This window comes from Streptomyces adelaidensis (assembly GCF_016598475.1).
Classification (GTDB): Bacteria; Actinomycetota; Actinomycetes; order Streptomycetales; family Streptomycetaceae; genus Streptomyces; species Streptomyces adelaidensis.
Map to the genome: position 1 here is coordinate 18,565 of NZ_JAEMUX010000098.1, position 10,078 is coordinate 28,642.

The 10,078-nt window shown below is 70.3% G+C and carries 8 protein-coding genes and 2 pseudogenes; 3 read left to right on the plus strand and 7 right to left on the minus strand.

Annotated elements, in window-relative coordinates; all coding sequences use genetic code 11:
* Positions 1 to 93: 93 nt before the first annotated feature.
* The 4 genes and pseudogenes from I8N67_RS35470 to I8N67_RS35485 all read right to left on the minus strand — a co-directional run bounded on the left by I8N67_RS35470 (position 94) and on the right by I8N67_RS35485 (position 6,181).
* Positions 94 to 2,190 carry a glycosyltransferase family 4 protein gene (locus I8N67_RS35470; protein WP_200308406.1) on the minus strand — a complete coding sequence of 699 codons (2,097 nt, stop codon included), beginning with the start codon at positions 2,188 to 2,190 and terminating at the stop codon, positions 94 to 96.
* A gap of 481 nt (positions 2,191 to 2,671) precedes the next feature.
* The gene (locus tag I8N67_RS35475) at positions 2,672 to 3,625 is read right to left on the minus strand and encodes a PaaX family transcriptional regulator (RefSeq protein WP_307835463.1); all 954 of its coding nucleotides are present in this window, start codon (positions 3,623 to 3,625) and stop codon (positions 2,672 to 2,674) included.
* 162 nt (positions 3,626 to 3,787) lie between these two features.
* A pseudogene (locus tag I8N67_RS35480) lies at positions 3,788 to 5,150 on the minus strand (MFS transporter).
* A 203-nt stretch (positions 5,151 to 5,353) separates the two neighbouring features.
* Positions 5,354 to 6,181 (minus strand): trans-aconitate 2-methyltransferase, encoded by an 828-nt coding sequence (locus I8N67_RS35485; protein WP_200308407.1) that lies wholly within the window; start codon positions 6,179 to 6,181, stop codon positions 5,354 to 5,356.
* A 150-nt stretch (positions 6,182 to 6,331) separates the two neighbouring features.
* Between I8N67_RS35485 and I8N67_RS35490 the strand changes: the two genes are divergently transcribed.
* On the plus strand, positions 6,332 to 6,829 hold the full coding sequence (locus tag I8N67_RS35490) for a MarR family winged helix-turn-helix transcriptional regulator (RefSeq protein WP_200308408.1): 498 nt from the start codon (positions 6,332 to 6,334) through the stop codon (positions 6,827 to 6,829).
* Between the two features lie 25 nt (positions 6,830 to 6,854).
* On the opposite strand, the gene I8N67_RS35495 is transcribed toward I8N67_RS35490, so the two are convergent.
* Entirely contained in the window at positions 6,855 to 7,643 is a 789-nt protein-coding gene (locus I8N67_RS35495) for a LuxR C-terminal-related transcriptional regulator (protein WP_200308409.1), read from the minus strand.
* Between the two features lie 266 nt (positions 7,644 to 7,909).
* On the opposite strand from I8N67_RS35495, the gene I8N67_RS35500 reads away from it, so the two are divergent.
* Positions 7,910 to 8,353, plus strand: coding sequence for a GNAT family N-acetyltransferase (locus tag I8N67_RS35500; RefSeq protein WP_234046800.1), 444 nt, complete (start codon positions 7,910 to 7,912; stop codon positions 8,351 to 8,353).
* A 112-nt stretch (positions 8,354 to 8,465) separates the two neighbouring features.
* A pseudogene (locus I8N67_RS35505) lies at positions 8,466 to 9,318 on the plus strand (transposase).
* 19 nt (positions 9,319 to 9,337) lie between these two features.
* Here I8N67_RS35505 and I8N67_RS35510 read toward each other — a convergent pair.
* Entirely contained in the window at positions 9,338 to 9,589 is a 252-nt protein-coding gene (locus I8N67_RS35510) for a type II toxin-antitoxin system RelE family toxin (protein WP_200308410.1), read from the minus strand.
* Positions 9,586 to 9,840, minus strand: a complete 255-nt coding sequence (locus tag I8N67_RS35515) for a type II toxin-antitoxin system Phd/YefM family antitoxin (RefSeq protein ID WP_152169459.1) — start codon at positions 9,838 to 9,840, stop codon at positions 9,586 to 9,588. Before I8N67_RS35515 ends, I8N67_RS35510 begins: the two co-directional genes overlap by 4 nt.
* Between the last annotated feature and the right edge of the window lie 238 nt (positions 9,841 to 10,078).

Here is a 10,078-nt window from a genome sequence, read left to right on the forward strand (position 1 = left end):
AGCATGGGGGCGCCCGGGAGCTTTCAGGGGCGCGGGGAACTGCGCGAGCAACCACGACGCACCCGCACCCGACAACGCATCCCCCCCCCCCCTTCAGCCGACCTCCTCCACATCCCGCACGCTGAGCGCCAGCTCGTTCCCCACAGTGAAGTACGGCTTCACCCGAGTCCGCCCCCGCTCGGCATGGTCGAACACCTCCCCGGGCACAAGATCCGTCTTCCGCCGCTCAACAACATCCCCACCGATCCGTCCCACCGGAACGGCCTCCGCCCCAACCCCCGGCACCAGCCGCAGATCCCACAGATCATGTTCGACACTCCGCCGCCCCATGACCTCGCCGTACGGAACGGTGAACCGCACCCCCCGCTCCCCCACGGAGTGAACCGGTACGGAGAAGTCGTACGCCGAGTCCTCGCGGGACACGGCCAGCACCCTCGCGTCCGGCCCCACGGCGACGGCCACGCCGACGCCGTACACCGTGGCGGTCACGGTCACCGCCCCCTCCCCCACCTCCACCGCGTCGACCTCCGCATGCGCCGGCCGCAGCCATGCCCGCAGGGCGAGGAACCCGTCGGCGGTCGCATACGGGATGCACGCCGTCACCCCCCGCCGATCGACCTGAGGCTCCCGTCCGACCAGCGCCGCCTGCTCCACCAACCGCGCGGCGAGCCGTACCCGCTTGTTGGTGCCGCGCGGAGCGACGTAGCAGTCCCAGCGCCCCTCGGGGAGGGTGTGCTCGGCCCGGTCGAGGGTCGCTCGGACCACCGTGTCGGGTGCGTCGGCGCTCGGCAGCACCGGCACCCGGAGCTGCCGTTTGCCGGGGTCGCGGCGCAGCCGGACGATGAGGTCGAGGGGCCCGGCAGGCAGTTCGGCCGGGTCGAGCAGCACGGTGACGCCGTCGGCGGTCGCGCGGGCGTGCGCGGTGGGCGCGGGAGGTGTGGGAGCGCTCCCCTCGGGCTCGGCGGGAGCCGTCGCGGGGCGCCGGCGGACGGCGAGGGCGAGCTGTCGCAGCCGGGCCGGGCCGTCCCATCGGCGGCGCCGGGACTTGGCCAGCCCCTCGAAGAGGGTTTCGTAGCGGCGGGCGATGACGGCGGGCGCGTAGGCGTCGGCCCGCTTGAGCGCCCCCGCGCCGAGCCGCTCGCGCAGGGCCTCGTCGGCGACGACACGCTTCAGTGTGTCGGCGTAGGCGTCGACGTCCCCGTCGAGCGGGACGAGGAGGCCGTCCTCGCCGTCGGTGATGATCTCGCCGGGCCCGTGCGGGCAGTCGGTGGCGACGACCGGGACCCCGCAGTGCATGGCCTCGACGATGGTCATGCCGAAGGACTCCATGTCGGAGGAGACGGCTGCTACGGCACCCTTGGCCCACTCGGTCTCGATCGGTGAGACCGCTCCCATCAGGAACACGCGGTCGTGCAGCCCGAGCCGGTCGATCCGCTCCCGCAGGTTCGCCTTCTCGGGACCGCGCCCGTAGAGCCGCAGGGTCCAGCCGGGGTGTTCGGCGGCCACCTTGGCGAAGGCGTTCACGAGCCGGTCGTACCGCTTGATGGGGATGAGCCGGCCGGCGGCGACGATGACCCGGGAGTCCAGGGACGAGCGTTCGACGGCGGGGGCGTGGACGCCGTTGGGGACGCAGACGATGGTCGTCGTGACGTCGGGCAGGGCGGCGCGGTACTGGGCGGCGTCGGCCTCGGAGACGGTGACGTAGGCGTCGAGGCCGGCGATCGCCTCGTTCTGGTCGGTGCGCAGCGGTTCCCGGTACTGGTCGAGGCTCAGGTGTTCCTGGCCGACGCGCAGATAGCGGCGGCGTCCGTCGCGGGCGAGGTAGCCGTTGAGGTCGGGGCGGGTGGCGATGACCACGTCGGCGTCGGTGCGGGCGAGGAAGCCGCCGATGCGTTCGTCCTGCAGTGCGGTGTAGGGCATGTTTCCGGTGGCCCCGCTGTACGGGAACATGGTGCCGGGCAGCTTGGTGAGCGGGTGCTCGCCCTCGTAGCCGGGCTCTCCTTCCCGCAGGTCGATGAGCGAGGTCAGGCGCACGCGCGGGTCGAACGGCAGCGCCGGTTCGGCCCGCGACCGGTGGACGCTGACGACCTCGACGTCGTGCCGGTCGGCGAACGCGGCCGACAGGTTGGTGGTCGAGCGGATGGTGCCGCCGATGCCGTAGGCGTTGTTGATCAGAAATGCGATTTTCACGTGTCTCTCCCCCTGGAGACCGCCCGGGCGTGGGCGGCATCGCACCCGCGCGCCCCGTCGGTCAGGTCGGGGCTGTGCGCGGGCACGGCGATATGCGTGGTCGGTAATAAGGAATGAATTGGCGCAGCACGAATCGACCGGCCCGGGAAAAACGGAAAGGGATACGCACGCAGGCGCATCGCGCAATGAGATCCCGACCGGGCGGCAGAAAGCCTAGGTGACGCGCATCACAAAACCCGGCAAGCGCGCCAGGCAACTCAACAGATGTTCACCGATCCAGATCCCCCCTGGTCACAGCTCCAGCCCCCGCTTCCCCGACAACGCGCCGAAGGCAACAAAAAGTGAACTGAGAATATATCCAGCACAAAGGAAAGCCAAAGGACAATATCAGCCACTCCCGCACCAGAGGCGGCAGGAACCGACAGGAAACGGCAGGGATCAGCAAGGACCGACAGGGCCGGAATAGGAATCTCCGCTTCGGCTACGGACTTTCGAGCGGGGAGCTTTCAAGCGAAGGCCTTGCGAGCGGGGGCCTTTCGAGCGGGGGCCTTTCGAGCGGGGGCCTTTCGAGCGGGGGCCTTTCGAGCGGAACGGACCGCAGCGGCGTGGTCTCCAAAACCTCCGCCGCCATCCGCCCGGCAGGGCCCGCCGTCTGCTCCGCGATACGCCGGAACGTGTCCTGGGCCTGCCGCGCGGGCCACTGTTCCGGCAGATGCCGTACGGGCAGCCGGGGGTCGGTGCGGATGATGCGCAGCCATTCGGCGACCAGCCGCAGCCGGGTCGCGATCGGGTCGGCGGCGAGGTCGGCGGCGGTCCAGCACTTGTCGAAGGCGACGTACCGCGCGGCCAGGACCTCCAGGTCCCAGCTCTCGCGGATCATCAGCCCGACGTCCGTGAACTCGTCGGCCCGCGCGTGGAACACCTTCACATGCGCGTCCAGCCCGAGCCCGGAGACGATCTCCCGCACGTCCACCCGCCCCGGCGCGATCCACAACCCGCTGTACAGGGCGCCGAATCCGGACCAGGTGAGCCGGGAGCGCAGATCGTGCCTCTGCCGCTGCCAGGACTCGGGGAGGGAGAAGCCGAGCAGCGTCCAGGTGCCGTCCCAGTCCTCGTTCACCGCGCCGTCGCGCCAGATCCGCTGTCCGCCGTCGCGCAGGATGTCGCCGGCGTGCGGGGTCAGCCCGAAGAACATCCGCCGGCCCTCCCGCTGGCGCCGCAGCAGCCCCCGGTTCACCATCCGCGTCAGCGTCGACCGCACGGCCTGCTCACCGGTGCCGACCCGCCCCAGCACATCGATGATGCTCCCCGAATAGACCCCGAGGTCCCCCTCGCCCAGCTCCAGCACGTGGTTGCCGAAGAAGGCGAGCACAAGCGACTGCGGCCGCGGCTGCGGCGCGTCGACGACATCGGCGTCCAGGATCTCGTCCTCCACAGCGGTAAGGGTATGGGGGCGGTCAGGGGTGGGGACACAGGGCCGGCCGACGACAGCGCCCCGAAAGGGGCTCGGGGAACCGCGCGACCGGCCCCCACCCAGCCGCCGCCGAACGACAACCCGCGGTTCCCCGACCGCCCCGAGCGGAGCTCAGCGCGTCGCCTACGAGACGACCTCTTCCTTCACGGCGCCCTCCCGGAGGGAGACGCCTCCCAGCGAGTCCCGGTGCGTCTCCCGTACGAACCACACGGTCACGGCGGTGATCGCCGCGCCCCCGCACACGAGCAGCGAGATCGGCGTGCTGGATCCGCCGTTGGCCGCCACCAGACTCCCGGCGATCAGCGGGGAGAACCCGGCACCGATGAGGGTGGCGAGCTGGTAGCCGAGGGAGGCGCCGGTGTAGCGGACCTTGGTGCCGAACATCTCGGTGAGCAGCGCGCCCAGCGGCCCGTACATCACGGACTGGGCGATGCCGTGACCCAGTACGACGGCGAGGATGAGCAGGCCGGGCGACTTCGAGTCGACCAGTGCGAGGACGGGGAAGGCGAGCGCGGCTGAGGCGAGGGCTCCGGCGAGGACGACCGGGCGGCGGCCGATCCGGTCGGAGAGCGCGGACGCGCAGGGCAGGACGACCAGGGCGACGGACGCCGAGACGGTCAGCGCGGTGAGCACCTGCGGCCGGGCATAGCCGATGCCGGTGGCGTACGCGATCAGGTAGCTGGTCAGCAGCGACTGTTCGGTGAAGGCGCCGATGCCCACGCAGGCGGCCAGGATCACCGCGCGCGGCCGACGCAGCACCTCGACGATCGGCAGCCGCGACTCCTTACGGTCCTTCTTGACCTCGGCGAAGAGCGGGCTCTCGACGACCTTGAGCCGGACGAACAGCCCCACTCCCAGCAGGACGACGCTGAGCAGGAACGGCACCCGCCAGCCCCAGGCCGCGAACTCGTCCCGGGGCATGGCGACGACGAAGGTGACGACGACGGAGGACAGCAGGGAGCCGAGCGGTGCTCCCATCTGCGTGAAGCTGGACCACAGTCCGCGCCGCTTCTCGCCGGCGTGCTCGACGACCATCAGCGTCGCGCCGCCCCATTCACCGCCGATGGCGATGCCCTGGACGACGCGCAGGGTGATGAGCAGGACGGGCGCCCAGACGCCGATGGCGTCGTAAGTGGGCAGCAGGCCGATGAGGAAGCTGGCGCCACCCATCAGGCCCATGGTGAGCAGGAGCATGGACTTACGGCCGAGCCTGTCACCGAAGTGCCCGAAGATGACCCCGCCGAGGGGGCGGGCGACATAGCCGGCGGCGAAGGTCCCGAACGCCGCGATGGTACCGACGGCCGGGTCGGCGCCGGGGAAGAACAGGCTCACCGAAGACGAGCGCGGCGACCGTTCCGTAGACGAGGAAGTCGTAGAACTCGACCGCCGTACCGAGCAGGCCGGAAAACGCGACTCGGCGCAACTGCCATACACGCTCGGCCTGTTCGGCCTGCCCGGCGGGGTGGGGAGGTGGGGACGGGGACATGCGGGTCTCCCTGGAGCGAGGGTGAAGGAGGGAGGAACACCGCGAAGGTAGGCGCCTATCTGTCCGCCATCAACATTCTGCACAACATCGACTCGGCCCACCTCCAGGAACTCCAGCCGATTACCGACGGGATCCTCGACGCAGAACCGCCGGTGACCAGGCAGGGTCGTCGTCCCCCCTGTGGGCCGCGCGTCGACGGCGGCCTACCGCCCCGCCCCCACCTTGCGGGCGATGACGAAGATGCGGCGGAACGGGAAGGGGGTGCCGTGGGCGGTGGCGGGATAGGCCTCGCGGAGGGCCGTACGGTACTCGGCGACGAAGGGTTCGGCGGCCGGGCCCAGTTCGGTGAGGACCGGGCGCAGGCCCGTGCCCTTCACCCAGTCGAGGACCGGGTCCTCGCCCTGGAGGAGGTGGACGTACGTGGTCTCCCAGGCGTCGACCTCGCAGCCGCGATCGGCGAGGGCGGCCAGGTAGGCGGCGGGGGCGTGGACCGCGTCGTCGTGGCGGAGGGTCCCGCCGAGGCGGTCCCGCCAGCGGGCGGAGTGGGCGAGTTCGCGCAGGAGGCGGTGGCTCGGCGAGTCGAAGTTGCCGGGGACCTGGAAGGCGAAGGTGCCGCCGGGCGCGAGGGCGTCGATCCAGGCGGGGAAGCGGTCGAGGTGCCCGGGCACCCACTGGAAGGCGGCGTTGCTGACGATCAGGCCGTACGGCTCCGAGGGCACCCACGTTCGGACGTCCGCCGCGGCGAAGTCGAGGCGGCCACCGCCCGAAATCGGCCCCTCGTGGTCGGCGTGGGCCCTGTCGAGCATCTCCGGCGAGTTGTCGTACCCCGTGATGTACGCGGTGGGCCAGCGGTCGGCGAGGAGACGGGTGACGTTGCCGGGGCCGCAGCCGAGGTCGGCGATGCGGGGGTGCTCCGTGGGCGGTTCGGGGACGTGGGCGAGCAGGTCGACGAAGGCGCGGGCACGGTGACCGGCGTGCCGCAGGTACTGCTGGGGGTCCCAGGTGGGGGTGGGGGGAGTTGTGGCGGACATGGGGGCTACCTCCTCATAACTCTTCCGGACGCACCTCCACTTTCGTACGCGAGATATCTCGACGTCAATAGGCTTGATATCAAGAGACTTGAAACTAACCATCTCGATCTCAAGAGACTTCACATCGACACAACCACTACACTGATCGCCATGGAGGACGAGGTCGATCGGCTGGTCGCAGCGTGGCGCCGGGAGCGCCCCGACCTCGACGTGGAGCCGCTGGAAGTACTCAGCCGGGTGAGCAGACTGGCCCGGCATCTCGACCGCGCGCGCAGGCTGGCGTTCGCCGAGCATCAGCTGGAGCCGTGGGAGTTCGACGTGCTGACCGCGCTGAGGCGTGCCGGGAACCCGTATCAGCTCTCCCCCGGTCAGCTGCTCACGCAGACGCTCGTGACCTCGGGGACGATGACGAACCGTATCGACCGGCTGACCAAGAAGGGCCTGGTCGAACGGCTGCCCGACCCCAGTGACCGCCGGGGCGTACTGGTCCGGCTGACGGAAGAGGGCCAGGACCGGGCGGACCAGGCGCTCGCCGGCCTCCTCGACCAGGAACGGGCGATCCTGGCCGAGCTGTCTCGCGCCCAGCGGGGCGAACTGGCGGGCCTGCTACGCCAGTTGACCGCCCCGTTCGACAACATACCCGGCTAAGGGCACCAGGGCGCAGCCGCGCCGATCAGGCGCTGCTGCTTTCCTCCGGCATGATCCGCCCGACAGGGCCCAGGTCGGCGGGCCCGACTCCCGCCCGGCGGGCGAGCGCCACGGCGGCGAGGGTGCTGTGCACGCCCAGCTTCCCGAGGACGTTCTGCATGTGGGTGCGGACGGTGTGCGGCGACAGGAACAGGCGCTCGGCGACGGCCTTGCGCCCCAGCCCCGCCACCATGCACCGAAGCACTTCCCGCTCACGCGGAGTGAGGGACTCGACGAGCCGCTCGCTCTCCGTGCGGTGTTTGCGCGCGGCGGTCAGCTCCCGCAGGACGCCGGTGAGCAGCGCGGGCGGCAGATGGGTCTCGTCGCGCAGCACCCCGCGGATCACGGTGAGCAGCCGGGACAGCGAACAGTCCTTGGCGACCCACCCGGACGCCCCCGCCTGCAGGGCGAGCGCGGCCCTGCGCGGATCGTCCTTCTCGGCGAGGACGACGGTCCGTACGCTCGGCTGTCCCGAACGCACGCCGGCGACGAGCGAGATGCCGTCCACGAGCCCGTCCTCGCTGCCTTCCGGCACAGGTACGGGTACGGCGGCCGGACGCATACCCGGGACGTGCGCATGGCCGCCCAGGTCGGCGTCGACCAGAAGCACATCGAACTTCCGCCCTTCCGCCGCCGCGCGGTCCAGACAGCGCAACGCGGCCGGGCCACTACCGGCCGCGGACACGTCGACGTCCGGCTCGGCGGCGAGGGCCGCCGCGAGCGACTCGGCGAAGATACGGTGGTCGTCGACGACCAGGACTCGAATGCGAATCACTGAAACCCCCACTGGTCGGGGGACGACGACCGGCGCGAGTACGACGCCCGGAGCGCTCCCCGGTTTACACCTGGGACGGGGCGTCGCAGCCGCACGGCCGCCGCCGTGCTGAACCGCTACCCCCACTCCGGGTGTCGTACCCGACTTTGCCTCGCCCCCTGATCAGCACCGGCCCCCACCGGTGCTGTTCATCAGGGTAAGGCCGGGGGGCAGGAGCGGAAGGTAATTTGCAGAACTGGTTGGCCGGCGCGTTTATGGTGTGCCGCATGTTTCGTATGGAGACAGAAGTCGACAGGGAACGCACCCAATTGCTGCGTTCCCGACTGCGCGCCAGCAACACCGCGGCTTCGCCGGTGCTCCGGAACCTGCGCGGAACCCCTGGTGAACGGGAGCTTCCGCTCCAGGTGTGGGCCCTGGACGAGGCGGGCGACCTCGTCGGCGGACTGGTCGGCCACACCTGGGCGACCTGGCTCCACCTCACGTATCTCTGGGTCGACGCACGGCACCGGGGAGCGGGCCTCGGTTCGCATCTGCTCTCGCGAGCCGAACGCACGGCCGTCCGCGAACGCGGCTGCCGCTCGGCCCGCGTGGAGACCTGGGACTTCCAGGCCCCGGATTTCTACCGGCGGTTCGGCTACGAGGTGGTGTGCGTGATCCCCGACTATCCGCCGGGGATCACGGAGTACACGCTGACGAAGAGACTGGGTTGAGCCGTGGACGCCAAGGCCCCGGCCGGCGCCGCTGCTAGGGCATGTTCCAGGTTCGGATCATTGGTTTTGGGATTCGCCGGTGGCGGGCGGCTGGGTTTGGTAGTTGTCGAGGGTGGCGCGTGGTGATCTCTCGGATGCCGAGTGGGAGTTGGTCGAGCCGTTCTTGCCGGTGGGCGAGCGCGGCCCGGTCCCTGACCTGCGGCGGTTGTTCAACGCCGTGATGTGGCGGTTCAGGGCGGGGTGCCCCTGGCGGGACGTGCCGCAGGAGTACGGCTCCTGGTCGACCGTTTACGGCGCCTTCCAGCGTTGGGGGGTGGCCGGGACCTTCCGGACACTGATGGAGGGGATGATCGCCGAGGCGACGGCCCGTGGACAGGTCGATCTCGACCTGGTCAGCGTGGATTCCACGGTCGCGCGCGCTCATCATCACGCGGCGGGGATGGCCGTCGACCCCGAGTTGCTGGACGGGCTGGAGAAGGCCGTCACCGAGGAAAAGGGGCTTCTCGAAAGGGCCAAAGCGCACCGGTAGCTCGCCGGACGAGGACGGCGACGAGGCGGTGCGTGAGGAGCGGCAGCGTTTACGGCGGCAGCGCAGAGCCCGGCTCCGTGCGGCTGAACTGGGGCGTTCCCGAGGTGTGCTGACCACCAAGACCCACCTCGCGGCCGAACGCCGGTGCCGGCCGCTGTCGTTCGTCCTCACCCCGGGACAGGCGGCTGACAGCCCCCGCTTCGTCCCGGTACTGGAAGGCATCAAGGTACGCGGCCCGGTCGGCCGCCCGCGCACCCGGCCCGGCGCCGTCGCCGCGGACAAGGCCTACTCCTCCCGCGCCAACCGCGCTTACCTGCGGCGACGCCGCATTCGCGGTGTCATCCCGGAGAAGGCCGACCAGGCCGCCACCAGCTACCTCGCCGGACTCCACCTATGCGGTGCGGTGATCTGGATCCGCAGCCTCCGACCAGCGTGATCGGAACTTGGAACAGGCCCTAGGGGGTGCGTCCCAGACGCGTGACAAGAATGCGGATCACGTCGTCGTCGATGACATACAGAACCCGGTAGTCACCGACACGGAGACGGCGAAGGTCGGGCGTGCCGTACGGAACCGACCCTGCCGGCCGCGGATCATCTGCCAGTTTGTCGATGGTGTCCAGGAGCAGGGCGAGGCCGCTCGGATCCTCCTCCAGAAACCGGGCTGCGGAGTTGAGGGCGTGCGGCTCGAAGGTGATTTCGTAGGTCACTGCTGTTCGAGCCCCAGTCGCCTGCGTACCTCTGCCATGGGGATACCGGGTTCGAGAGTGCCCTCGGCCTTGCGCCGCTGGTAGTCCGCGACAGCCAGGGCGTCTTCCAGATCCTCTATCACCTGCGGTGAGACAAGAAGCGCGGCCACGTGCCCGTGGTCCGTGAGGGCGATGGTCTCGCGGCCGTGGGCAGCACGGCGAACGAGGTCCCCGAGCTGGGAACGGGCCGCGCTGATCGCAATCTCAGTCATGCGCCAATGATGCCACAAGGTAAACCTTGTGGACTGTTCAGCACGCTTCGGCACGGCCTCCGCCGGATCCAGTACCGCAGCAACCTCATCGACGGCTATCCCGCCGAAACCGGCTTCACCTTGACGACATCACGGCAACAACGTCAGCAACGGGCGCCCCATGAGCGGGTGATGATACAAGGGCCAGGTGATCAGGTCGGTGGCCGCGCGAGTACGGTGGAGTGGCCTGCCAGGATGC